Raw genomic sequence first — 23,559 nt, 5'->3', positions numbered from 1 at the left:
ATGGATGCAGGCTACCGTCTACCGGCGACACGTTCCCCGGGGTTTTTTCCGGAGCGGACACAGATGGCGTACCCACGTCACAGGCCGGTTCGGCAACACCGCACGACCTCACCTGGGGTCCGGCCGCACAGCGGGTTTCCGCTCGCCTGCGTCGTCGGCCCCTTCGGGGGCCGGACGCCGGACCCACGCACCGGGATCGGCGGTCAGCGCGTGCACGAATTCCGGTAGGTCCCCCGTGGCGATCTGCGCGATCGACACTTCCTCCAGTACCGCGCGGATGTTGACCCGCAACGCTATCCACACCTGTTGCAGCGGTTCGGCCACACCGGAATACCGCACGTCCTCGGGACGCCGCCCGCGCACCGAGGCCAGCGGCCCCTCGACCGCGCGGATGACCTCGGCGATGCTGATCCGCTCGGCCGGGCGAGCGAGCCGGTAACCACCCTCGGGGCCGCGACGACTGGTCAGCAGGCCCGCCCGGCGCAGTTGCGCGGCGGTCGCCTCGAGAATCTTCGGCGGTATCTCCTGCGCCGCGGCGATGGCTTCCGCTTTCACCGAATCGTGATGCGCACCGAGTGAATCGGATTGCAGACGAGCAATTTCCAGCAGTATCCGAACGGCGTTGTCGACCCGCGGCGAGATATGCACGGCCTACTCCCCGCCGAGGGCGCCGAGCGCCGCGTTCAACAGCACCCGTTCGATGAGTTCGTCATCGGCGCCGGGCGCGAGCTCCCGCGACCAGAACACCGAACTGAGCAGTTCCAGCGACGCACTCGCCCGCAGCATGGCCGCGTCATCGGGATCGGGACCGGCCAGCCACACGCACAGCCGTCGATTGACATCGAGCAGGTCCGGGTAGCGGTCGCCGATCGCGTTGAGGATCGTGACACCGTCCCGCATGCACATCGCCCCTACCGTGCGATGCCGCAGCAGCACCCGCAACTGCGTGGTGAGCACCTCGCGAACCGATCGCAGATCATGCTCGAGGCCTTCGGCGACATCGACGTTGGTCCGCAGGTCGTCGAAGATCGGCTCGATGACGGCGAACAGGAGATCGAGCTTCGAGGCGTAGTGATAGTAGAGCGACGCCTTTGTGATTCCTACCGCATCCGCGACCTCGCGCAGGCTCGTCTGATCGAACCCCTTGACGGAAAAAAGCCGGATCGCAGCCTCCCGAATCGCCTCCTTGGTGCTTCTACCTGCGGCGACCGATCCGGCAGCACTGCGCATTGCCATCTTGCGATCCTCTCATCCACTGTGCGTGACGCGGGCGACAGTGACCAAGTCGAGGTTGTTGCTCCGCTTACAGCTCGGTAGTCTACCTACCGCACGGTAGGCAGAAAACGTTGTGGAGGCGGCACGCACGGCAGCCGCGGAAGAGCTGTCTACACATCTCGCCAGCACACGCCCCAGCGATCGCTAGGAGAAACCGCTCGTGTCCGTATACCTCTACCGGTGGGGCAAGTTCGCCTACCGCCGGAAATGGATCGTGTTACCGGTCTGGCTGCTGATCGTCCTGATCATCGGCGGACTCGGCCTCGGGCTGAAGAAGCCGGTGAAGGATGATTTCAACATCCCGAACCTGCCGTCCCAGCGGGCGACGGACATCCTCGACAAACAATTCCCCGGCCTGTCGGCGCAGTTCAGCTTCGACGCCGTCACCGGCACCTACGTGATCGGCGCACCTGCCGGGCAGAAGCTCACCGACCCCGCGAACCGTGCCGCGGTCACCGAATTGGTGCAGAAGCTGGGCGAGCTGAACATCGTCGACCACAGCAAACCGCTGATGGATCCCCTCGCCGCCGCGGACAAGATGGGCTGCCTCACCGGTGACCGCGCCGACGCGGCGTTCGTCGCGCGCTGCGGCCTGGCCCCGCTGAACGTCCTGGGCAAGGGCGACGGTTCCACCGCACCCGCGGATACCGTTGCGTACCTTCAGGTTCCGTTCAGTATCAAGAAGTTCTCCGATATCACCGCCGCCGACCGCAAGGCCGCGTACGACGTGGCCGACGTCGCGCGCAGCGCCGGGCTGACCGTCGAGATGGACGGCACCATCGCACAGAACAACGCCATCGACACCGGCGCCTCGGAGATGGTCGGCTACGTCGTGGCCTTCATCGTGATGATGATCGCGTTCGGCGCCCTGCTGGCCGCCTTCGTGCCCATCCTGACCGGCATCGTCGGCGTCGGTGCGGCCTCGGCGCTGATCATGGCCGGAACCTCGATCGCCGACATCCCCAGCTTCACCACGATTCTGGCCTCGATGATCGGCATCGCGCTGTCCATCGACTACGCGCTGTTCATCGTCTCGCGGTACAAACATGAACTGGCGCTGCAGGATTCACCGGAGGAGGCGGCCGGTACCGCGATCGGCACGGCCGGTTCCGCGGTGGTGTTCGCGGGCCTGACGGTGATCATCGCGCTGTGCGGTCTGAGCATCGTCGGGGTCAGCTTCCTGACCTGGATGGGCCTGGGCGGCGCGCTCGCGGCGGCGTTCGCGATCATGGTCGCGCTGACGCTGCTGCCCGCACTGATGGGCGCGTTCGGCAAATATCTGTTCAAGCCGAAGCTGCCGCTGGTCGCCACACACGATCCCGAGGACCCCTCCTCGGTCACCAACGGCATGCGGTTCGGCCGTCTGATCGGCCGGATGCCCGCGGTTACGCTGGCGCTGAGCATCGTCGTGCTGGGTCTGTTCGCGCTGCCGGCCACCAAGCTGAGCCTCGGCCTGCCCGGTGAGGACAGCCAGCCCACCACCAGCACCGTGCGCAAGGCATACGACCTGCGCACCGAGGGATTCGGCGTGGGCAGCAACGGAATTCTGACCGTCGTCGCGGATCTGAGCGGTGTCGCACCCGCGCAGCGGCAGGCCGCGGTGACCGCGCTGCACGACAAGCTGGCCTCCTATCCGGGGATGGATTTCGTCACCCCCGCGATGACCAATGTCGTGGACAAGACCACACAGGCTCCGGACTACCCGGCTTCGACGGGTGCGCGACTGTCGGCGGTGCCGGAGACCGGGCCGAACGACAAAGCCACCCAGGATCTGGTCAAGAACGCGCGCAGCGCGGAAAACCAGTTCGAATCGCAGTACGGGATGGAATACGGCATCACCGGCACCACGGCGATCTACGCCGATGTGTCCAGTGCGCTGCTCGGCAAGATCGTCCCTTATATGGCGATCGTGGCCGCGGCGGCGTTCATCCTGCTGATGCTGGTGTTCCGCTCGATTCTGGTGCCGCTGACCGCGGCCCTGGGCTTCCTGTTGTCGATGGCCGCTACCTTCGGTGCGACCGTGCTGATCTTCCAGGAGGGCAAGCTCGGGCTGGTCAAGGAGACCCATCCGCTGGTGAGCTTCCTGCCGATCATCCTGATCGGGCTGGTCTTCGGCCTGGCCATGGATTACCAGGTGTTCCTGGTCTCGCGGATGCGAGAGGAATACACCCACGGCAAGTCGCCGAAGCAGGCCGTCGTGGCCGGTTACCACCACGGCGCCCGAGTGGTGACCTCGGCCGCGGTCATCATGATCTCGGTCTTCGGCGGATTCGTCATGATGCCCGACGTGACGGCCAAGTCGATGGGCTTCGCGCTGGCCGCGGGCGTGCTGTTCGACGCCTTCCTGGTGCGCATGGTGCTGATTCCGTCGCTGCTGGTGCTGCTGGGCCGCTCGGCCTGGTGGCTGCCCCGGTGGCTGGATCGGATCCTGCCCGATATCGACGTCGAGGGCACGAAACTGCGGGCGCTGCAGGAGCGTGAGCGCCAGTCGGCGCGGGAGAAGGAACCCGTGCCGGTCGGCTGATCGTACGAACGGTCACGCGGCCCTCGCTCGCACTGCGGGCGAGGGCCGCGGCATGTCCGATCAGTCCAATTGCGGCGCGATCTGCGAGGCGACGAACTCGATGTGCTCGAGGTCGGACAGGTCCAACACCTGCAGATAGACCCGCGTGATGCCGGTCTCCTCGCGATACCGGCCGATCTTGTCGACGATCTGCGCCGGGGACCCGGCCAGGCCGTTCTGCCGCATCTCGTCCACTTCGCGGCCGATCGCCGTTGCGCGCCGGGCGATTTCGGCATCGTCGCGGCCGGTGCACAGGACCTGCGCGGCGGAGCGGATGATCTCCCCCGGATCGCGGCCGATCGCCCGCGCCGCCGCGTCCACGCGCTCACCCTGCGCCTTGGCCGTTGCGGCGTCGACGAACGGCAGGTTGACCTCCTGGGCGAAGCGAGCGACCAGCTCCGGGGTGCGTTTCTTGCCGGAACCGCCGATGATCACCGGCGGACGCGGACGCTGCGTCGTCTTGGGCAGGGCCGGGGCGTTCTGGAGCCGGTAGTGCTTACCGGCGTAGTCGAAGCTCTCCCCCTCGGGGGTCTCCCACAGTCCGGTGATGACCTCGAGCTGTTCGGAGAACCGGTCGAATCGCTCCTTCACCTCGTACAGCTCGATGCCGTAGGCGGTGTGCTCATCGGCGAACCAACCCGCACCGAGGCCGAATTCGACCCGGCCGCCGGACATCTGGTCCACTTGCGCCACCGAGATCGCGAGCACCGAGGGGTGCCGGAAGGTCGCGGCGGTGACGAGCGTGCCGAGCCGGATGCGCGACGTCTCGCGGGCCAGACCGGCCAGGGTGATCCACGCGTCGGTGGGGCCGGGCAACCCGGACACCTCGCCCATCTTCAGAAAGTGGTCGGACCGGAAGAACGCGTCGAATCCGGCATCCTCGGTGGTCTTGGCGACCTTCAGGAGATCGTCGTAGGTTGCGCCTTGCTGGGGTTCGGTAAAGATCCGTAGGTCCACGGGCTTCCACCGTACGCCCACGGCGCCATCGATCCAGCGGACAGAACCTGTCCGCTTGCCCCTATAGCGTGGCGAAAGCCGGGGGATTCGCCCCGGCTCCGACCGAAGGGCATCGCCGTGAACCTCGTATCGATCCGTCTCATCACCGATGACGTTCGCCGCCTGGCCGAATTCTACCGGCTCGTCACGGGATTCGACATCGCTTGGGCTACACCGGAATTCGCCGAGATCGTGACTCCCGCCGGAACGCTCGCCATCGGAAGCACCGGTACCGTGGCGCTTTTCGCCGCCGGCAGCGCACGCCCGGCCGACAACCACACCGCGATCATCGAATTCATGGTCGCCGACGTGGACGCCGAATATCGCCGATTGCGCACCGCCATAACGGATTTCGTCAACGAACCGACGACCATGCCGTGGGGTAACCGGTCGCTGCTGCTGCGGGATCCGGACGGCAATCTGGTCAACCTCTTCGCACCGGTCACCGAGGCGGCCAAGGCCAAATTCGCCGTTCGCTGAGAGCCCTGCGAACATCCGGGCGAATTCCCCTCCCTTTTCAACATATATCGCACACCGGGGCTTGCGGCAAGGCCCGGGAGGTGCCGCACAATAGGCGGCCGAAGCCAGAACCTGCGGAAATCCGGAATTCACGAGGCGCGTGTATGCGTCGCACACCGGAGCGCGGGCAACTGGGCAGAAGAGGAGTGGGCGAATGGGTGGTTCATGTTCGATGTGATCATTGCCGGGTGCGGGCCGACCGGCGCGATGCTGGCCGCCGAGTTGCGGCTGCACGATGTGCGGGTCCTCGTTGTCGAGGCCGAGCCCGAACCCGTGCCGTTCGTGCGCGCGCTCGGGCTGCATATTCGCAGTATCGAGGTGATGGCCATGCGCGGCCTGCTGGATCGTTTCCTCGAGCGTGGAAAACAGCATCCGGTCGGCGGATTCTTCGCCGCCATCACCAGACCCACACCCGAGGGCCTGGATTCCGCGCACGCCTATGTGCTGGGCATTCCACAGCCGGTCATCGATCAGCTGCTCGTGGACCATGCCGTCGAACTGGGTGCGCAGGTCCGGCGCGGCTGTGCCGTGGTCGGTTTCGAGCAGGACGACGACGGCGTGACCGTCGAACTGGCCGGCGGCGAGCGGCTGCGGTCGCGCTATCTCGTCGGCTGCGACGGCGGGCGCAGTACCGTACGCAAACTGCTCGGCGTCGGATTTCCCGGCGAGCCGTCGAGGACCGAGACGCTGCTGGGCGAGATGGAAGTGGGTGTGCCGCAGGAGGAGGTCGTCGCCAAGGTGACCGAGATCCGCGAGACCAACAAACGATTCGGCATCGGGCCCTTCGGGGACGGGATCTATCGCGTCGTCGTTCCCGCCGATGGCGTGAGCGAGGATCGTGCGCAGCCGCCAACCCTCGCGGACTTCAAGCGGCAACTGCTGGCGATCGCCGGAACCGATTTCGGTGTGCACTCCCCGCGCTGGCTGTCCCGGTTCGGCGATGCCACCCGGCTGGCCGAACGGTATCGGGTCGGGCGGGTGCTGCTTGCCGGCGATGCCGCGCACATCCATCCACCGACCGGCGGTCAGGGTCTCAACCTGGGCGTTCAGGACGCGTTCAACCTCGGTTGGAAACTGGCCGCGCAGATCCGCGGCTGGGCGCCGGAGACCTTGCTGGACACCTATGCGGCCGAACGTCATCCGGTCGCCGAGGACGTATTGAACAACACCCGCGCTCAGATGGAACTGCTCTCGACCGAACCGGGCCCGCGGGCCGTGCGCAAACTGCTCACCGAACTGATGGAATTCGACGAGGTGAATCGCTATCTCATCGAGAAGATCACCGCGACCGGCATCCGCTACGACTTCGGCGAGGGGCCCGATCAGCTCGGCCGCCGGCTGCGCGATATCGATCTCGAACAGGGCCGTCTCTACGACCGGATGCACCAGGGCCGCGCCCTGGTGCTCGACCGCACCGAACAACTGTCCGTCGACGGCTGGTCCGACCGCGTCGACCTCATCGCGGACCCCACTGCGGCACTGGATGTTCCAGCTCTGCTGCTACGCCCCGACGGCCACATCGCCTGGATCGGCGAGAATCAGCGGGATCTGAACGCTCACCTGTCTCGCTGGTTCGGCAAGCCCGCCGGCTGATTCCACCTCGATCACCCAGGGGTGATCGCCCGCCGCGGCCGGACCGCCACCGCATCACGCCCCCTGCCCAGCGGCGGGATCACGGCCGAACAGGGCGGGTGACACCGGCGTCCACCGGCTGCGGCGCGGCACTGCCGGGCAGGCCCGAGGGTCAGCCGCGTTCGGGATATGTTGCGGTTGCCTGGATTTCGACGAGCAGCTCCGGACCGGCCAGGCCGTCGACGCCGATGATCGACCAGGCGGGGTAGGGGGCGTGGATGAATCGTTGTTTGGCGGTGAGGAATTCGGGGAGGTTGCGGCGGATGTCGACGTGGTAGCTGGTGACGTCGACCAACGCGTCGAGGTCCAGGTTCTCCTGACGGAGGATCTCCTCGATGCGCCGCAGCGCGAGTTCGGTCTGCTCCTCGACGGTTTCGCCGGCGGTCCCGTCCGGGCGACGACCGATCTGGCCGGAGATGAACAGCAGGCCGTGGGCACGAACCGCGGCGGAATGCCCGAAGCGGGCGAAGGCGTCTGTCGTCTTTCCGAAAACCTCGGAACTGTCCGAGATTTCAATGGTCTGGATGGTCATCGGTGGTGCCTTTCTGATCAGTTGCCCCATCGGGACGTTCGGCAGGAGTGCTCCAGCCTGGTCCGGCCGAAGATTTCGCGTTCGCGCAGGAATTCGCCCGGAATCGCGTACCGCGGCGCGTTTTTCGGATTCTTCGCGGCCTGCGCGACGATCGCGTCGGTGAGGGAGCGGACCATGTCCAGTCGCGGATAGGCGGCGTGCACCGCCGCGGCCTGCTCATCGGTGAGATCCGCGAGATGGTCCGCACCCAGCGGTCCGCCGAAATCCACGGCGACACCCGCACGCACGAGTACGCACAGCACTCCGCGACGTTCGGCGATGCCCGGCGAGGTGTGCAGGGCGATGGCCTGCCACACCCGATCGGCCTCGGCATCGCCGATTCCCCTCTCGCGCAGGAAATTCGCGGCCCGATCCGCGCCTTCGACCTCGAATCGCTGGCTGTGCGGGCCGTCGGTGGCCACACCGAGGTCGTGCATGGTGCAGGCGGCGAAGAGCAGGTCGTCGTCGTAGTCACGGCCCGCGGTCAGGGCCCGGCGCGCGGCAGCCAGCCGGGCGAACAGATAGGTGCGGATGCTGTGGTTGAACACCGAGGTCGATTCCACGCCGCGGATGAGGTTCACGATCGCGTCGGCAAGTGGCGTGCTGGGTAGTGCGATCAGTTCGCGGGCCGGGTCGGTCATGGTCTCCAGCTTGTCGTTCAGCGTCCTGAACTGGTAAGTGGCAAGATTGCCCCATTTCGTTAGGATATTGCCATGACTGTGCATCGAGTCGCGGTTCTGGCGCTGGACGGGGTCACCCCGCTCGACCTGTCCATTCCGGCGCAGATCTTCAACGCCCGCCCGGAGACCCCCTACGAGATGACGCTCTGCGCCCTCACGCCGACGGTGACCACGAGCGCGGGCTTCACCGTGACCGCCGCCGGAGGTCCGGAACAGGTGCGCGCCGCCGATACCGTGATCGTGCCGGGCTGCGAACCGCATTACCGTCCGCCCGAGGCCGCGATCGAAGTTCTGAGACAGGCCCGTGAGCAGGGCAAACGCATGGTTTCGATCTGCACCGGGGCCTTCACGCTGGCCGCCGCGGGCATCCTGGACGGGTTGCGCGCCACGACCCACTGGCAGTACATCGATGACTTCGAACGGGGCTTCCCGGCGGTGCGAGTCGAGCGCGACGTGCTGTACATCGACGAGGGAGATGTGCTCACCTCGGCCGGTGTGTGCTGCGGTATCGATCTGTGCCTGCACATCGTGCGCCGCGACCTCGGCGCGGTGACGGCCAATCGAATCGCCCGCGGCGTGGTGGCAGCGCCGCATCGCGAAGGCGGTCAGGCCCAGTACGTTCCCGCGCCCGTTCCGGTGGCCGGTGAGACGTCGCTGTCCGATACCCGCGGCTGGGCTCTGCAACGTCTCGGCGAACCGCTCACGCTGCGACTGCTCGCCCGGCACGCCGGCGTCTCACAACGCACCCTCATGCGCCGATTCGCCGACGAGACCGGCACGACCCCGATGCAATGGCTACTCAGCGCCCGTCTCGGTAGAGCCCGCGAACTGCTGGAAACCACCGAGCATCCGATCGACCACATCGCCCGCGACTGCGGCCTGGGCACCGCCGCCAACCTCCGCCTGCACTTCCGCCGCAACCTCGGCACCACCCCAACCGCCTACCGCCGCACCTTCACCCACTGACCGGAAGCCGAGCGTCCCGACCTCAACGATGCAGCACGGTCTCGCCCTGTAGCCGCGTCAGTTTGCCGGGGTTGCGCACGGAGTAGAGGCCGGTGATGAGGCCGTCGTCGAGCCGCAGGGCCAGCACGGTGTCGATCCGATCGTCGATGCGGAGCAGGAGCGCCGGATGGCCGTTGACGTGGGCCGGTTCGGGCGTTCTGGCGGCCAGGTTGCCCAGTCCTGCGGTCAGGACGGCGGTGACGGCCTCCGCTCCGACGATGGGTGTCAGGGCGGCTCGGGCGACGCCGCCCCCGTCGCCGAGGAATACGACATCGGGCGCGAGGATGTCGAGCAGATGTTGCAGGTCGCCGGTGTCCACGGCGCGTTGGAAGGCCGTCAGCGCTGCCCTGGTGTCCGCCGCGGACACGTTTCCGCGCGGGCGGCGGGCCGAGACGTGGGAACGGGCCCGGTAGGCGAGCTGGCGGACCGCGGCCGGGGTTCTGCCGACGGCTTCGGCGATCTCCTCGTACTCCAGGTCGAAGACCTCGCGCAGTACGAACACCGCTCGCTCGATCGGCAACAGGGTTTCCAGCACGAGCAGCATCGCCATCGAAACATGTTCGGCCAGTTCGATATCCTCGGCCACGTCGGGCGCGGTGAGCAGGGGTTCCGGTAACCACGGGCCGACGTAGGACTCCTTGCGGCGGCCGAGGGCGCGCAGCCGGTCGAGTGCTCGGCGCGTGGTGATCCGGATCAGATATGCGCGTTGGTCTCGAACGGTGTCGAGATCGACGCCGGTCCACCGCAGCCAGGTTTCCTGCAGGACGTCTTCCGCGTCGGCGGCCGAAGCGAGCAGCTCGTAGGCGACGGTGAACAGCAGATTGCGGTGGGCGACAAAAACTTCGGTAGCGAGGTCCGCCCGGCCTCCGCCGCCGCGATCGGGCGGTGAGGTGTGCTTCGTATCTGCCATGGCTGCCGCTTTCTGGAGGAGAGTCTCCCATCCGACGCCGGTGACCGCCGCGCCGTAACACGGGAACGGCATGGTTCACCTCACACCGCGGCGCCGTTATGCCGGTCGGCGCGCCGCCGTCTTGTGATCGTTCAATCCATTACCGCGAGTGAGGATCACCCGATGGACCCCCGTTTCGACCTGAATGCCAACCAGTTCGGCGCCGAGATCGGTAAGCGCTTCGCCAATACCAGTGCGGCGATTCTGCGGTCACCGCTGCCGAAATCCCTGATCGAACTGGTCGAGTTGCGGGCCAGCCAGATCAACGGCTGCGGATACTGTGTCGACGCGCATGCGAAGGAGCTCGCGGCCGGCGGTGAGCCCGCCGTACGAGTCAACCTGGTCGCCGCCTGGCGCGAATCCACGGTGTTCACCGACGCCGAACAGGCCGCACTGGCCCTGGCCGAGGAGGGCACCCGCATGGCCGACGCCGACCACGGCGTCTCCGACCGAACCTGGACCGTGGTGCGCAAACACTTCGACGACGACCAGATCGCCGCACTGATCTATCTGGTCGCCATGATCAACGCCGCCAACCGGTTGTTGGTGATCACCAGGACCAAGGGCGGCTCGTATCAACCCGGCGCCTTCGACGCCGTGGCGAACTGACCACGGGCCGTACGGTTGCAGCGAACAACGCTGGAGCATTAAGGCTTTCGTAAGCCGTTCCGTGGTCTCGACGCTCAGGCTCGACGTAGCCGACAACCCCGGCCCGCCCATCGCGTTCGGTATCCGGCAACCGCCGCCGAACGCGATGGGCGAGTTGCACCGTCCGGTTCGAGCGAGGAGCCGACATCATGACCTATCAACAGCCCACCTACCCCGTCGGCCCACCGCCCGGTCATCCGGCCTGGGGACAGCCGCAGATGCCGCAGCCGCGGACGAGCGGCCTGGCGATCACGGCGCTGATTCTCGGCGTCATCGCCTGCACCAGTCCGATCGCGGTACCCCTGGCGATCGTCGCGCTGATCCGGATCAGATCCCGCGGCGAACGCGGATTCGGTCTCGCCGTCGCCGGACTCACCGCCGCTCTGGCCTGGATCACGCTCTCGGTGCTGCTGGTGGCAACAGGCTCGGTGCACCTGTGGGTGGGGAACGTCGAAACCTCCACCTCCGCAGCGAAGCCCGTGTTCGATTCGCTGCACACCGGCGACTGCCTGGACAATGTCACCGGCCTCACCTCGGACGCCGACGCGCAACATGTACGCCTGAAGGTCATCTCCTGCGAGCAGCCGCACGACGCCCAGGTGATGACGTTCGCCCATCTCTCCGATCACGATTGGAGCGACCGCAGCGGCATCACCTCGGATGCCCGCACGAGTTGCGAAACGGCCCTGACCGGCATGTCCGGCAAGGTCCCGTCCGGCACCCGGGTCCAGGCCGCCTACCTTTTCGCCGACACCGAATCCTCGTGGGACGCGAACCACAGCGCCGCCTGCCTCTTCGTCCGCAGCGGCGACCGGAAACTCACCGGCGCCTTCGACTGATACCGATGCAGCCGCCCGCTCGCCGCGCATGGTTCCCTATCGCGCGATGGATGACTCGGATTGCGTGAGCGCTGGTCGTGCCGCTGGGCACGGGTGACCGGGGCGATTCTCCCGGCGACGGTGTTCGTGTGCACCGTCGCCGACGGTGCCGCGGTGCGCGGTCGGTGATCCCGATGCGACCGCAACATATTGTCCGGCAAGGCGGTTGAGCCTTCACCAGTTCTCGCCGCGGCACGGTCGAGGGCGGCTACGCTTCGAGAGATGGTTCCGCTGTCACATGCCGCTGCATTCGCCGTGGCCGCCTTGATCATCATCGTCATTCCGGGGCCGAACGTATTGTTCGCCATCGGCCGGGCATTGAGCCTGGGACGCCGGTCCGCGATTTTGTCGGTCGCCGGTGGAGTGACCGGATCGTTCGTACCGCTGGTCGCGGTGTCGTTCGGCCTGGGCGCGGTGATGGTGGCCTCGGCGACGCTGTTCCTGATCGTGAAGATCGTCGGGGCCGTGTACCTGATCTACCTGGGCGTCAACACGATCCGGCACCGCCGGAAACTCGCCGCGGTTCTGCACTCGAAGGTCCCGAGCCCCGACGCCGGCCGCGTGTTCCGGCAAGGATTCATCGTCGGTGCGACCAACCCCAAGACGATCGTATTCTTCAGCGCCGTCCTCCCGCAGTTCGCGGTACCCGCACGAGGCGCCCTGCCTGCTCAGATGCTGTTACTCGGTGCGATATTCCTTGCGATCCAGGCACTTTCGGACAGCACCTGGGCGCTGGTGGCGGCGACGGCGCGATCCTGGTTCGCCCGCTCTCCCCGGCGTCTCGAAACCGTCGGCAGCACAGGCGGATTGATGATCATCGGAGTGGGCGCGGGGATGGCGCTCACCGGCGCCAACTAGACCGTTCCTCCGAGCGGAGTCACCGGGGGTCGGCGAGCCGAGCGGTGAGCAGGTCGGCGACCGTGTGCGGTTCGCGGCCCAGGAGCTCGGCCAGGAGCGGGTCGGTGTCGGCGAAGTGGTCGTTTCGCGCGGCTCGGAAGAATCGCAGCAACATTTGGGCCGTGGGTTCGGGGGTGCCGGATGCGACTTTGCCGGCGACCCACCGGTCGTCGTCCACGACGACCCGCTTGATCGCTCTCCCGGTGAGTTCGGCTGCGGTGGAAGCGATTTCGTCAAAGGTGACGGCGCGGCGAGCGGTGAGGGTGACCGGGCCGTCGAGCGCTCGCGAAGCGGTGAGGATGATCGCGGCTGCCTCGGCCGCATCGGCGCGGTCGGTCCAGGAGACCGGGCCGTCGGCGGGTGCGGCGATGACGCCGGTCTGCTGCCAGGGGCCGAGCAGCCAGTCGAGGCTGTGGGCGTAGAAGCCATTGCGCAACGAGGTCCAGGCGACCCCCGATCGCGCGAGCAGCGCTTCGGCGGCGGCATGCTCGTGCGCCGGGGGAAACGGGCTGTCGCCGCGCGCGTTCTGGTGGCTGGTGTACAGAATGCGCTGGGCCCCGGCTTCGATGGCAGCTCCGATGGCGTTGCGGTGCAGTTGGATTCCGTCGGCCGCGGGGTCGTTCTGGGAGACGAGCAGTACCTGATCCGCACCCTCGAACGAGTGCCGCAATGCGGCCGGGTCGCCGTAGGAACCGCGTCGCACGCGCACGCCCCGGTCCGCCAGGTGCTGCGCTTTCGCGACATCGCGCACGCTGACGCCGATCCGGTCCGCGGGTGCGCGCTCGAGCAGATGTTCGACGGTAGCCCCGTTGAGCGCTCCGGTCACTCCGGTGATCACGATCATTGATGCCTCCTGCAAATATCGGTCGTCGGCTTCGAATTCCGTTGTCCGCCACGTGAAAGCGGAATATTCCACTGTTCATCGACGCCTGAGCAGCGGCAGCAGGATGTCATCGACGACGTGCTCGACGAAGCTCCGGTCGCAGCTCTCGCCGACGATGACGATGCGGTGCACGATGAGCGCCGGAGCGATCTCGGCGAAGAGGGCGGCGGCCCCCGGAGCGAGATGTTCCGAATCGGCGAACGGCTGCGCGGTCATCGCCGCTTCGTCACGTCGCAGGATCCGCCGCATACCCGCGGCGAGCTCCGGATCGCTCCGCATCCCCGTGAACAACGCGCCGAGCAACCCGACCTCCTGCTCGGCGATCTGCTCGGCCAGCCATTCCACGGTCCGCACCAGAGCCTCGCGAAGATCGTCGCCCGTAGCGGCGGGCGGAGTACTGGCCGCCCGATGCTCGACCGCGGCAGCCACCAGCGCGGCCTTACCGGCGTAGCGCCGATAGACCGTCGGCTTCCCGACCCCCGCCGCGGCAGCGACCGATTCGATGGACAACTGGTCGTATCCGACCTCGACCAGCAGTTTCAACGTCGCATCCAGGATCGCCAGATCGCGAGCAGCATCACGGGGCCTGCCACGGGCGGGCTCGGTATCGCGCGAACCTGGCACGACCACCTCCAAATTACGAAACGGAACGGATACGTAACGTAATATACCCCCGGCGCCGCCACCCCGACGCGATCACACTCACCGAAATACTCGAACTCATGTTCGAATGTCGGTACAGTGTCCCCATGCCACTCGACCGCCACATCCAGTTCGCGCAGCTGTGGTTGGAGCAGGTCCGCGACCACCTGGCCGACGCCGCCGCCACCAGCACCCCCGTCCCGCCCGAACAGCTGAACATCATGTCCGGCAAGGTCGCCGCCGGCCTGCAAATCCTCACCGAAGCGGCCCCACGTCGCCGAGCGATCCGGGCCGGCCTCCGCAGCCTGACACTCCCGGCGTCCAGCCGGACCTCACGATCAGGCGAACGGGAACGAGCGAGATCGAACCGACCACCGCTCCAACATGTCCGAAAGCGAGTGTGCGATCCCCGATGCGGACGCATGGTGGGTAGAGGGGTGCCCATCCGGCGAGCAAGCTCGGGACATGAAAAAGCCCCTGACCTGCGATGACAGGTCAGGGGCTCTGGCGGTGGCGGAGGGATTTGAACCCTCGGAGGGGGGTTACCCCTCACACGCTTTCGAGGCGTGCTCCTTAGGCCGCTCGGACACGCCACCGCAGGTGACTTTACCGGAAGACCCCGCCGAACCCGAAATCGGCAGGGTCGGCCGCCCGAACGCGTTCAGCGCTGCCGACGGAAGAAGGCGTCGAGCGTTGCGGCGCAATCGGATTCGAGGACGCCGCCGCGAACTTCGGGGCGGTGGTTGAGGCGGCGGTCGCGGACGACGTCCCACAGGGAGCCGACGGCGCCGGTCTTGGGTTCCCAGGCGCCGAAGACGAGGCGGCGGACGCGGGCCAGGACGAGTGCGCCCGCGCACATGGTGCAGGGCTCCAGGGTGACCGCGAGGGTCGTGCCCTCGAGCCGCCAACCATCGCCGACCACCGCGGCGGCGGCGCGCAACGCCAGCACCTCGGCGTGCGCGGTGGGGTCGCCCAGGGCCTCGCGGGCGTTGGCGGCGCGCGCCAACTCCCGGCCGGACGCGTCGAACACCACCGCGCCGACGGGGACGTCACGCGGATCGGCGGCCTGTGCCGCCGACAGGGCCGCGCGGATCATCTCCTCGTCGGCGCGCACATCGCGGGACCGCACTGCTCAGCGCGGCAGCTTGTCCAGAACCGCGGACAACTCGTTCGTGAAGCCGAGACGCTGCGCGATCATGCCGAGTTGCTCGTCGGGGTACAGATCGCTCTCGGCGAGGATCACGCTGAGCACCGGCTCGGGCAGGCCCAGATCCGACAGCACGCCGAGATCGCCCTCCTCCCAAGGCTCTACGTCGTCCAGATCGTCCGGATCGATATCGGGAATCTCGACGTTCAAGGCCTCGAGCACGTCGGCGGCGATGTCGTAGTCGATCGCCGCGGTGGCGTCGGAGATGAGTAGGCGAGAACCGGTGGGCGCGGGCCGCAGCACGATGAAGAACTCATCGTCTATATCCAGCAATCCGAATACCGCGCCGGTGCTGCGCAGCTCGCGCAACTCGTCCTCGGCCTCGGCCAGCGAATGCAGTGCCGCGGAACTCAGCGGACTGCATCGCCAGGTGCTTTCTTCGCGGACAACCGCTACTGCGAACCCTTCCACGTCGTCGTAATCATCCGACGTCGCCCTGTTCGTGCTCGAGCGCTGTGCTGCCATGGCCGCAACGGTAGTCCGCTTCGGCTCAAATGTTGAAGTCGTATGCGAATCTGGTCCGGTGACCCTCGATCGGAAGTCCGCGATATGTGTGCTGGGAACGGGTTTGATCGGCGGTTCCGTGCTCCGCGCGGCCGTCGCGGCCGGATATGAGGCGTGGGCGTACAACCGCTCCCACGGCGGTGTGCAGGCCGCGCGGGCCGACGGATTCGACGTCTCCGACGATATCGGGACCGTGTTGCGGCGCGCCGCGACCGACGACGCCTTGCTCGTGGTCGGTGTCCCCATGCCGGCTCTCGATTCGATCCTGTCCGATGTGAAACTCTTCGCCCCCGACTGCGCGCTCACCGATGTGGTGAGCGTGAAGGCTCCCGTCGCGGACACGGTGCGCCGGTACGAGCTCGGCGCCCGGTACGTCGGCGGGCATCCGATGGCCGGAACCTCCGAATCCGGCTGGGCCGCATCGACTCCCGAGCTGTTCCGCGGGGCGGCGTGGGCGGTCGGCGTGGACCCGGGCACGCATGCGCAGACCTGGACCCGCGTGGCGCGGCTCGCACTGGACTGCGGCGCGGATGTCGTGCCGGTACTCGCCGGCGAACACGACCGCGCGGTGGCGCGCATCTCGCATCTGCCGCATGTGCTGGCCGAGGCGCTGGCCGTCGCCGGTGCCGCCGGCGGCGATCTGGCACTGGGCCTGGCCGCGGGTTCCTTCCGCGACGGCACCCGGGTCGCGGGCACGTCGGCCGATCTGGTCCGCGCGATCTGCGAACCGAACGCCGCCGCCCTGCTGGACGCGCTCGACGACACGCTGCGCCTGCTCACCGACGCCCGCGCGAGCCTGGCCGCCGATGGCACCCTCGGCGAACTCATCGACGCCGGCTACAGCGAACGGGTCCGCTACGAGGACCTGCGACGCTGGGAGATCACCGATGTCCGCCCCGGAGACCAGGATTGGCTGACCCGGCTGCACGAGGCGGGTCAGCGCGGTGGGGTGATCCGCAACCTGGACTGAACCTCAGATCCGCTGGGCCAACCCCGGATAGTCGAGCACGAATCCGTCCGGATCGACGGTGAGGGTCGCGCTGGACACCGGCGACAGCACGTGAATGCCGTCGGATCCGGCGGAGTAGGTCAGGCTCGCTTCCTGAACCAGCAGGTCCGGCAGGCGGACGTAGACGACCGGAACCTCGACGTCGCCGATGGAGCGGGCCAGGGCGTAGCGGCGGATCGGGAGGGTGTTGAAGAACGGGCTGAGCACCACGTCGACGTCCAGCGCTCCGGCGAAGGTGGAGCGCACATGCGTACCGCCGGTGTCGATGAGCCAGTAGTTCTCCTGGTCGCGGGCGATCGAGGCATGCTGCTCGCCCGCGGCGACGGTACTGCGCAGCGACAGGCGTTTGGTCGCGCCGTTCTCGTCGGTGATCAGATCGTAGGAGGCGCTGAATGCGGGATGATCAGCGCATTCGCCGCCGGTGATACGTCCGGAGGCGCGGATCCGATTGCCGGTCAGCACGACGCGCACCGACTCCATCCGGCTGCCGTTGTGCGCGCGCCAGGTGAGAATCGAGGGCCATCGCGACACGGTCGGTTGCGCGTCCGCGTCGGCACCGCTCACCGGGGCGGCTTGCGAATTGCCCTGGGCTGGATTCGTCACACCTATACCGTAGGCGACTTCGGACGGCTTACCACCCCGGCAGGCGATGCGAAGACCGGATATCGCACCGAGGAGGCGGCGCAGGGGCGGTATGCGGGCCGTCCGCCCCCACCGCGCCCGAGCCATGACCTCGACCACCGGCGTCGCCCGACCCGCGTCCGGCGGCCGCATTCGACGGCCGCATTCGACGTCGCACCCGGCTGCCGTGCCCGCGGGGCCGAGTCCACGGGCCCGGCCGCCGCCGGCCTCATCGGCCGAGCTCAGACCAGCGATTCACGCCAAGCGGTATGCAGGCCGGCGAAATGGCCGGTTCCGGTGATCAGCTCCTCGGGGGCGCCGTCCTCGATGATCCGGCCGGAGTCCAGGACCAGGACACGGTCGGCGATGGCGACGGTGGACAGGCGGTGGGCGATGATGACCGCGGTCCGGTCGCGCAGCACCGTCTCCAGGGCGTTCTGCACCTGCCGCTCACCGGGGATGTCGAGGCTGGAGGTGGCTTCGTCCAGGACGATCACCGCTGGATCGGCGAGGAATACTCGCGCGAAGGCGACCAGCTGACGCTGCCCCGCCGACAGCCGGCCACCGCGTTTGCGCACATCGGTGGCGAAACCCTCGGGCAGGGACATCGCGAAGTCGTAGAACCCGACCGCGCGGGCCGCCGCGTGCACCTCCGCGTCGGTGGCCTCGGGTTTGCCGAGCCGGATGTTGTCGGCCACCGAACCGGAGAACAGGTAGGACTCCTGCGTCACCATGGTCACCGCGCACCGCAGCCGCGCATCGGAGATCTCGCGCAGATCGACGCCGTCCAGCAGCACCCCGCCTCGCGACGGGTCGTAGAACCGCGCGACGAGTTTGGCCAGCGTCGATTTCCCGGCCCCGGTCGCCCCGACGAGCGCGACGATCTGCCCGGCCGGAATTGTCAGCGAGAACGTCGGCAGCACCGGGATCGGCTGGCCCGCGCTTTTATCGGAACCGGTTTCATCGGTCTGCGTCCGGCGCGCCGGATATTCGAAACCGACATTCTCGAAACGTAGTTCACCACGCGGACGCTCCAATGCTCGCGGCCGCGCGGGCTCGGCAACGCTCGGCTGCTCCTCGAGCACACCGGAAACGCGCTCGAGCGCGGCCGCCGCGGACTGGTAGGAGTTGAACACCTGCGCCAGTTCGTCCACCGGGCCGTAGAACTGCCGCAGATACAGCAGGAATGCCGCGAGAACACCGATCTGGGTGTGGCCGTGTATGACTCGCCACGCACCGAAGACCAGGATCACCACGGTGGTGACGTTCTGGATCAGCCGGGCCCAGCCGATGTAGGTCGCCATGCCGCGCAACGCGCTGGTATTCGCCGCACCGTAGACCGAATCCTCCTGTGCCAGCAGCGTTTCGTTGCGCTCTTCACGCCGAAATGCCTGCACCGCACGGATTCCCGCCATCACCTCGACGAAATGCACGACGACCTTGGCTATCGCGCCGCGGGTACGCCGATAGCCCGCGCGCTGATGCCGCTGCGCCCACCGTGTGACGTAGACCAGCGGAACGAATCCGGCCAGCACCACCAGCGCCAGCGGAACGTCCAGACAGACCAGTACCACCGCGATGGTCAGCACCGACAACACCGCGCTGAGCGCATCGTTGAGCGCGCGGTCGAGCAGATCCTCGAGCGATTCCAGATCGCTGGTCAGCCGCGCGACGATCTTGCCGGAGGTGTAGTTCTCGTGGAACGCGATCGAGAGCCGCTGCACGTGCCCGAACACCCGCAGCCGCAGATCGAACAGCACATTCTGACTCAACCGTCCGGAAATTCGCACGAAGGTGAAGGTCGTCAGCCCGCCGAGCAGCGCGCACCCGGTCACGCCGCCCACCGCCACCGTCAGCGGAATCCAGTTGCCGACCAACGCGTTACGCACTCCGGCGTCGAGTCCGCGCGCGACGAACAGCGGCACCGCCACCATCGTCGCGTTGTCCACGACCACCAGCGCTATCGCGGCCACCGCCCACACCCGATACGGCCGCACCAGCGACCACAGCAACCGCCGCGACCGAGCCGCCAGCGCGAGATTCACCTCCTCGGTGGCCTCGGCCTCCTCCGCCGCGACACCACGCCAGCCGTCTTCGCCGGTGGAATCCGAACCCGTAGTTACAGTGCGAGAATCGCGGCCGGGCTGCGGAGCCGAGTCATCCGCGCCGATCCGGTCCGTACCGGTTGCGGCGGTGACGGAATCGGGGACCGGCTCCGTTGTCACAGCCGGCCGGGACCGGTTCGGTTTTGAATGTTGCTGGGTATCACAATCTTCCGACATCTTCACTTCCTGTCGAACGAGTTGCGGAGTTCTGGATCATCGAGCGGGGACCGGGGTGATGTCCTCGGTCATCTCGCCGCCCATCAGTTCGCGGTAGCGCGGGCAGGTGTCCAGGAGTTCCTCGTGGGGGCCGTCGGCGATGATCCGGCCGCGGTCCAGCACCGCGACCCGGTCGGCCCAGGCCGCCGTGGAGGGCCGGTGCGCGACCAGCAGGACCGTCGCGCCCGACAGGGCCGCGCGCAGACGGTCCTGGACCTGTTTCTCGGTGCTGACGTCCAGTGCCGAGAGCGGATCGTCCAGCACCACGATGTGGCCGCCCGGATGCCGCTGGCGGGCCAGCGCCGCGCGGGCCAGGGCCAACCGCTGACGCTGACCGCCGGACAGGCTCAACCCCTGCTCCCCGATGCGGGTGCGCAAACCCCACGGCAGCGCGTCCACGAAGCCGTCCGCGCGGGCGACCTCCAGGACGGCGCGGACCTGCGATTCGGTGGCCTCGGGATGGCCGAGGGTGATGTTCTCCCGGACACTCGCCGAGAACAGCACCGGATCCTCGAACGCCACCGACACCATCGACCGCAGATCGGCCAGCCGCAGCGCGCGGATATCGATGCCGTCGATCCGCACCGCGCCCTCGGACACGTCGAACAGTCGCGGAACCAGCCCCAGCAGCGCGGATTTACCGCTACCGGTGGCGCCCACCACCGCGACCGTCTCACCCGGACTCAACCGAAGTGAAATCCGTTGCAGCAGATCATGTTCGCTGTCCGGGAAACGGAATCGCACGCCGTCGAAACACAATTCACCACGCAGTTCGGCGGGCCGGGGCACCGCCGCGTCCGGATCGGTGATCTCGACCGGGGTGTCGATCACCTCCCAGTACCGCTCGGCGGCCGTGCGAGCATGCTCCAATTCCGCCAGCAGGAAACCGAATCCCATGATCGGCCACTGCAGATAGGTCGTCAGCGTGATGCCCGCGATCAGCGCGCCCAACGACATCGCATGCTCGGCCAGCAGATATCCGCCGATGGCAAGCGCCGCCGCGATGCCCAACGCGGACAACATGTTCAAGGCCGTCCACAACGTCGCGGCCAGCCGCACCTTGGACAACTCGAGCGCGCGCAGTTCTCCGGACTGCCGCCGGAACCGCTCACCGAACCACGGCCCGCGACCGAATGCCTTGAGCACCCGGATACCCTGCGCCGACTCTTCCACGATGGTCGCCAGATCACCGGATTTGTCCTGCGCGCGCCGCGAGGCGAGACCGTAGCCGCGCTCGAACCGCAACGCCAGGATCACCAGCGGCACCTCGATCGACAGCTCCACCAGCCCGATCTGCCAGCTGAACACGAACAGCAGACCGATTCCGATCCACAGCGTCGCGCCCAGTGACAGCAGCGAGGGCGCGACAGCGGCGAAAAACCTTCGCAGCGTGGACATATCGGTGATCGCCCGGGAGGTCAGCTGTCCCGATTCCATCCCGTCGTGCACGCCCACCGACAGAATCTGCAAGCGGGCGAACAGGTTCGCGCGCAGATCCACTTCGAGGCGGCTGGCCGGATGCGCGACCATCCAGCGTCGTATCCAGGACGTCACGGTGCTCACCGCGGCGAGAATCGCGACCATCAGCAGCGGATACCAGATCGCATCGAATTCACGATGCGCGACCGGACCGTCCACGATCCGCCCGGTCAGCACCGGAAGCAGGATGTCGCACAGCATGCCCAGCGCGGACAGTGCGGCCGCGACGAACATCGCCCGCCGGTACCACCGGATCTGCGGCCACAATCGACGTAGCGAACCTTTGGCCGGATCAGTCTGCGCGACAGACGATTTCGTCGCACCGACATCCTGACGAGCCGAATTCTCCGATACGGAAACGGACAAGGCTCCCCCCCTCCTCATCGGCAGATCGCTCGCGCACCGCACGCTCCGGGCGCGACCTTCCAGGCTGCCAGTAATCGCGATCCCGGCCAACCGAATTTCCGGACCGGGCAACTCGCCCGCTCCGGCGGGATTCTCAGGATTTACCGATGAAGCCCACGGATCGTGTACAGGCTGAGCTGGCACCGTGGTGTCATGAGCACAATTGCTGAAGTCCTGGCCGTGACCGCCATACTGGCCGTCTTCCTCACGATGGCCGCCTCCGGATTCCTGGCTTCCTCGGCTCCCCGTTCGCTGGTCGCGGTGCGGGTTCGCCGCCGCTGACCGTGCGTTCGGCCACGAAGATCTGCACGGCCAGCGCGACCATCCACAGCGACATAGCCCCCACCTGAATGCGCTGGGCGATGCCGAGGGCGTAGTTCCCCGGCAGATTGTCCGCGATCAGCATCCACAGCGTCACCCCCGATCCGAGGATCAGTATCCACAGCCCGCTGTGCCGCAGAATCGGCCAGCGCCGATACCGGAACGCCGCCGCAGTGAATGCGATCATCGCGACGAAGATCGACATCACCGCGAGCGTGCTGGTCAACGCGTGGATCTGATGTAGTTGCGGGAATAGGCCGTCGTCCTCGGGCGGACACGGATTCGGTGTACAGGTGTGCAGCGGCCACTGCGCGTCGGCGATCGTCGACGCCCCGAAACATGCCAGCGCCACCCACCCGACCGTGGACAACCGCCGCCGCGCGAACGCCACCAGCCCCGCGATCCCCGCGACCAGCGCCAGCGACCCGGTGATCGTGTCCCCCGCGGTGAACACCCAGGCATCGGCCCGTCCCTGTGCGTCCAGTTCACTCAGAAACGATCGCACCGGATTCGTCCGCAACGGCAACACGAACTCCAGCACCCACGACGAATAGCAAACCCCCGCAACGGCAATCGCCAGAGCGATCGCGCACCGAACAGTCCGGGAGCGCCACCACGGCGCGGAACCGACCGACCCAGCGGTCGCACCCGGCGTCATGGTCTGCGCCCATTCGAAGCCACCGTCCGCACCGATCTGTCCCTCTCACGCGCCCCGGGCGCGCATTGCCGTGTCGGCAATATCCGCCCGGACCGGATCAACCCACGTTCACTCGATAGCGACACCTACCCGCCCACTCGCCGTGAACACCCGCGCGTCCGGCGACATTCCACACCACTCCCGGTCGGCCGCCGCACATCCGAGGGCGACCGGCATCCGTGCACTGGGTTCCGAACCGAGCTCCCGGAACGACAACCGCGACTGTTGCCGCATGCTCCACAGGTTCTGTCGGGTCCGGTGCGGGGCACGCGCACTCCGTACCGGAACTCGCCCGGACCGCGTCGAGGCTCGACCGGGGAAGGCGCTTGCCTGTGCGGTGTCATCGCCCTCGATTCCTCGATCCGGGCACGCATACTGGACGGCCGGATACCGGAGTTACTCCTCAATCATCCCTGATGAGCGAGACCAGAACCGCTATTGGGAGGTCAGCGCGGCTTGAACTCGATCGGCGGCGCGGATGGGGTCCTCGTGTTCCCAGACGCGGACCACGGTCCAGCCCGCCGCGGCGAGGCGGGCGTCGGTGTCGCGGTCCCGGACGACGTTCCCGGCCAGTTTCTCGGCCCACCACCGGGCGTTGTTCTTCGGGAAGGTGGCGTGTTCGGGGCAGCTGTGCCAGAAACAGCCGTCGACGTAGACCGCGACGCGATATCGCGGGAAGACCAGATCCGCGCGACGGCGCATCCCGGGCAGCGGCGCGCGATCCACGAAATAGCGGCGGCCACGGCGGTGCAACTCCTTGCGCAACGCGATCTCCGGCTTGGTGCCGACCCGGCGCTGCCGGGACATCCGGGCGCTGGTCGCCGCGTCGGTGCCGGGTCGTCCCGAACTCATGTACA

At 67.4% G+C, this 23,559-nt stretch carries 24 protein-coding genes and 1 tRNA gene; 9 read left to right on the top strand and 16 right to left on the bottom strand.

From position 1 onward, the window contains the following. Positions 1 to 108: 108 nt before the first annotated feature. Both NV1_RS03725 and NV1_RS03720 read right to left on the bottom strand, forming a co-directional pair. Positions 109 to 648, bottom strand: coding sequence for an RrF2 family transcriptional regulator (locus tag NV1_RS03725; protein WP_067885449.1), 540 nt, complete (start codon positions 646 to 648; stop codon positions 109 to 111). Positions 649 to 651: 3 nt separating this feature from the next. Then, positions 652 to 1,236 carry a TetR/AcrR family transcriptional regulator gene (locus tag NV1_RS03720; RefSeq protein ID WP_067885448.1) on the bottom strand — a complete coding sequence of 195 codons (585 nt, stop codon included), beginning with the start codon at positions 1,234 to 1,236 and terminating at the stop codon, positions 652 to 654. Positions 1,237 to 1,435: 199 nt separating this feature from the next. On the opposite strand from NV1_RS03720, the gene NV1_RS03715 reads away from it, so the two are divergent. Next, positions 1,436 to 3,799 carry an MMPL family transporter gene (locus tag NV1_RS03715; protein WP_067885446.1) on the top strand — a complete coding sequence of 788 codons (2,364 nt, stop codon included), beginning with the start codon at positions 1,436 to 1,438 and terminating at the stop codon, positions 3,797 to 3,799. A 60-nt stretch (positions 3,800 to 3,859) separates the two neighbouring features. On the opposite strand, the gene NV1_RS03710 is transcribed toward NV1_RS03715, so the two are convergent. Beyond that, positions 3,860 to 4,795 (bottom strand): LLM class F420-dependent oxidoreductase, encoded by a 936-nt coding sequence (locus NV1_RS03710; protein WP_067885444.1) that lies wholly within the window; start codon positions 4,793 to 4,795, stop codon positions 3,860 to 3,862. A gap of 117 nt (positions 4,796 to 4,912) precedes the next feature. Here NV1_RS03710 and NV1_RS03705 point away from each other — a divergent pair, with 117 nt between their 5' ends. Both NV1_RS03705 and rox read left to right on the top strand, forming a co-directional pair. Beyond that, the gene (locus NV1_RS03705) at positions 4,913 to 5,314 is read left to right on the top strand and encodes a VOC family protein (RefSeq protein ID WP_067885442.1); all 402 of its coding nucleotides are present in this window, start codon (positions 4,913 to 4,915) and stop codon (positions 5,312 to 5,314) included. A 204-nt stretch (positions 5,315 to 5,518) separates the two neighbouring features. Further along, the gene (rox, locus tag NV1_RS03700) at positions 5,519 to 6,946 is read left to right on the top strand and encodes a rifampin monooxygenase (protein WP_067885440.1); all 1,428 of its coding nucleotides are present in this window, start codon (positions 5,519 to 5,521) and stop codon (positions 6,944 to 6,946) included. Between the two features lie 151 nt (positions 6,947 to 7,097). On the opposite strand, the gene NV1_RS03695 is transcribed toward rox, so the two are convergent. Beyond that, positions 7,098 to 7,517, bottom strand: coding sequence for a RidA family protein (locus NV1_RS03695; RefSeq protein WP_067885811.1), 420 nt, complete (start codon positions 7,515 to 7,517; stop codon positions 7,098 to 7,100). A gap of 17 nt (positions 7,518 to 7,534) precedes the next feature. Then, positions 7,535 to 8,197: an HD domain-containing protein gene (locus tag NV1_RS03690; protein WP_067885438.1), complete on the bottom strand. Its 663-nt coding sequence runs from the start codon at positions 8,195 to 8,197 to the stop codon at positions 7,535 to 7,537. 72 nt (positions 8,198 to 8,269) lie between these two features. On the opposite strand from NV1_RS03690, the gene NV1_RS03685 reads away from it, so the two are divergent. Further along, a complete protein-coding gene (locus NV1_RS03685) occupies positions 8,270 to 9,202 on the top strand; it encodes a GlxA family transcriptional regulator (protein ID WP_067885436.1) in 933 nt (310 codons plus the stop codon). Positions 9,203 to 9,224: 22 nt separating this feature from the next. Here NV1_RS03685 and NV1_RS03680 read toward each other — a convergent pair whose 3' ends face one another. Beyond that, the gene (locus NV1_RS03680) at positions 9,225 to 10,151 is read right to left on the bottom strand and encodes an RNA polymerase sigma-70 factor (RefSeq protein ID WP_067885810.1); all 927 of its coding nucleotides are present in this window, start codon (positions 10,149 to 10,151) and stop codon (positions 9,225 to 9,227) included. 162 nt (positions 10,152 to 10,313) lie between these two features. On the opposite strand from NV1_RS03680, the gene NV1_RS03675 reads away from it, so the two are divergent. From NV1_RS03675 to NV1_RS03665, 3 genes are all read left to right on the top strand, one after another. Continuing rightward, positions 10,314 to 10,799 carry a carboxymuconolactone decarboxylase family protein gene (locus NV1_RS03675; RefSeq protein ID WP_067885434.1) on the top strand — a complete coding sequence of 162 codons (486 nt, stop codon included), beginning with the start codon at positions 10,314 to 10,316 and terminating at the stop codon, positions 10,797 to 10,799. A 188-nt stretch (positions 10,800 to 10,987) separates the two neighbouring features. Beyond that, entirely contained in the window at positions 10,988 to 11,677 is a 690-nt protein-coding gene (locus tag NV1_RS03670; protein ID WP_067885432.1) for a DUF4190 domain-containing protein, read from the top strand. A 261-nt stretch (positions 11,678 to 11,938) separates the two neighbouring features. Further along, positions 11,939 to 12,574, top strand: coding sequence for a LysE family translocator (locus tag NV1_RS03665; protein WP_067885429.1), 636 nt, complete (start codon positions 11,939 to 11,941; stop codon positions 12,572 to 12,574). A gap of 19 nt (positions 12,575 to 12,593) precedes the next feature. Here NV1_RS03665 and NV1_RS03660 read toward each other — a convergent pair whose 3' ends face one another. Both NV1_RS03660 and NV1_RS03655 read right to left on the bottom strand, forming a co-directional pair. Beyond that, the gene (locus tag NV1_RS03660; protein ID WP_067885809.1) at positions 12,594 to 13,457 is read right to left on the bottom strand and encodes an NmrA family NAD(P)-binding protein; all 864 of its coding nucleotides are present in this window, start codon (positions 13,455 to 13,457) and stop codon (positions 12,594 to 12,596) included. Positions 13,458 to 13,532: 75 nt separating this feature from the next. Further along, entirely contained in the window at positions 13,533 to 14,120 is a 588-nt protein-coding gene (locus NV1_RS03655) for a TetR/AcrR family transcriptional regulator (RefSeq protein ID WP_157116528.1), read from the bottom strand. A 98-nt stretch (positions 14,121 to 14,218) separates the two neighbouring features. Here NV1_RS03655 and NV1_RS46690 point away from each other — a divergent pair, with 98 nt between their 5' ends. Continuing rightward, positions 14,219 to 14,629 carry a DUF6374 family protein gene (locus tag NV1_RS46690; RefSeq protein ID WP_373864576.1) on the top strand — a complete coding sequence of 137 codons (411 nt, stop codon included), beginning with the start codon at positions 14,219 to 14,221 and terminating at the stop codon, positions 14,627 to 14,629. 14 nt (positions 14,630 to 14,643) lie between these two features. Here the strand turns inward: NV1_RS46690 and NV1_RS03645 are convergent. The 3 genes from NV1_RS03645 to NV1_RS03635 form a co-directional block, all read right to left on the bottom strand. Beyond that, positions 14,644 to 14,734 (bottom strand) — tRNA-Ser (locus NV1_RS03645). A 65-nt stretch (positions 14,735 to 14,799) separates the two neighbouring features. Then, on the bottom strand, positions 14,800 to 15,234 hold the full coding sequence (locus NV1_RS03640) for a nucleoside deaminase (protein WP_373864581.1): 435 nt from the start codon (positions 15,232 to 15,234) through the stop codon (positions 14,800 to 14,802). Positions 15,235 to 15,270: 36 nt separating this feature from the next. Then, positions 15,271 to 15,810 carry a tRNA adenosine deaminase-associated protein gene (locus NV1_RS03635; protein WP_067885423.1) on the bottom strand — a complete coding sequence of 180 codons (540 nt, stop codon included), beginning with the start codon at positions 15,808 to 15,810 and terminating at the stop codon, positions 15,271 to 15,273. 58 nt (positions 15,811 to 15,868) lie between these two features. On the opposite strand from NV1_RS03635, the gene NV1_RS03630 reads away from it, so the two are divergent. After that, entirely contained in the window at positions 15,869 to 16,819 is a 951-nt protein-coding gene (locus tag NV1_RS03630) for a prephenate dehydrogenase (protein ID WP_067885421.1), read from the top strand. 3 nt (positions 16,820 to 16,822) lie between these two features. Here the strand turns inward: NV1_RS03630 and NV1_RS03625 are convergent, their stop codons facing one another. The 5 genes from NV1_RS03625 to NV1_RS03605 form a co-directional block, all read right to left on the bottom strand. After that, a complete protein-coding gene (locus NV1_RS03625) occupies positions 16,823 to 17,422 on the bottom strand; it encodes a putative glycolipid-binding domain-containing protein (RefSeq protein WP_281181783.1) in 600 nt (199 codons plus the stop codon). A gap of 299 nt (positions 17,423 to 17,721) precedes the next feature. Then, positions 17,722 to 19,524 (bottom strand): ABC transporter ATP-binding protein, encoded by a 1,803-nt coding sequence (locus tag NV1_RS03620; RefSeq protein ID WP_245713549.1) that lies wholly within the window; start codon positions 19,522 to 19,524, stop codon positions 17,722 to 17,724. Between the two features lie 273 nt (positions 19,525 to 19,797). Continuing rightward, positions 19,798 to 21,645: an ABC transporter ATP-binding protein gene (locus NV1_RS03615; protein ID WP_067885419.1), complete on the bottom strand. Its 1,848-nt coding sequence runs from the start codon at positions 21,643 to 21,645 to the stop codon at positions 19,798 to 19,800. A 244-nt stretch (positions 21,646 to 21,889) separates the two neighbouring features. Continuing rightward, positions 21,890 to 22,663, bottom strand: coding sequence for a DUF998 domain-containing protein (locus tag NV1_RS03610; RefSeq protein ID WP_067885417.1), 774 nt, complete (start codon positions 22,661 to 22,663; stop codon positions 21,890 to 21,892). Positions 22,664 to 23,137: 474 nt separating this feature from the next. Continuing rightward, a complete protein-coding gene (locus NV1_RS03605; RefSeq protein WP_067885804.1) occupies positions 23,138 to 23,554 on the bottom strand; it encodes a very short patch repair endonuclease in 417 nt (138 codons plus the stop codon). Between the last annotated feature and the right edge of the window lie 5 nt (positions 23,555 to 23,559).

Source organism: Nocardia vaccinii NBRC 15922, from assembly GCF_001613305.1.
GTDB lineage: Bacteria > Actinomycetota > Actinomycetes > Mycobacteriales > Mycobacteriaceae > Nocardia > Nocardia vaccinii.
The sequence above is the reverse complement of the archived record's forward strand: the minus strand, read 5'-3'. Positions and strand labels throughout refer to the sequence as shown.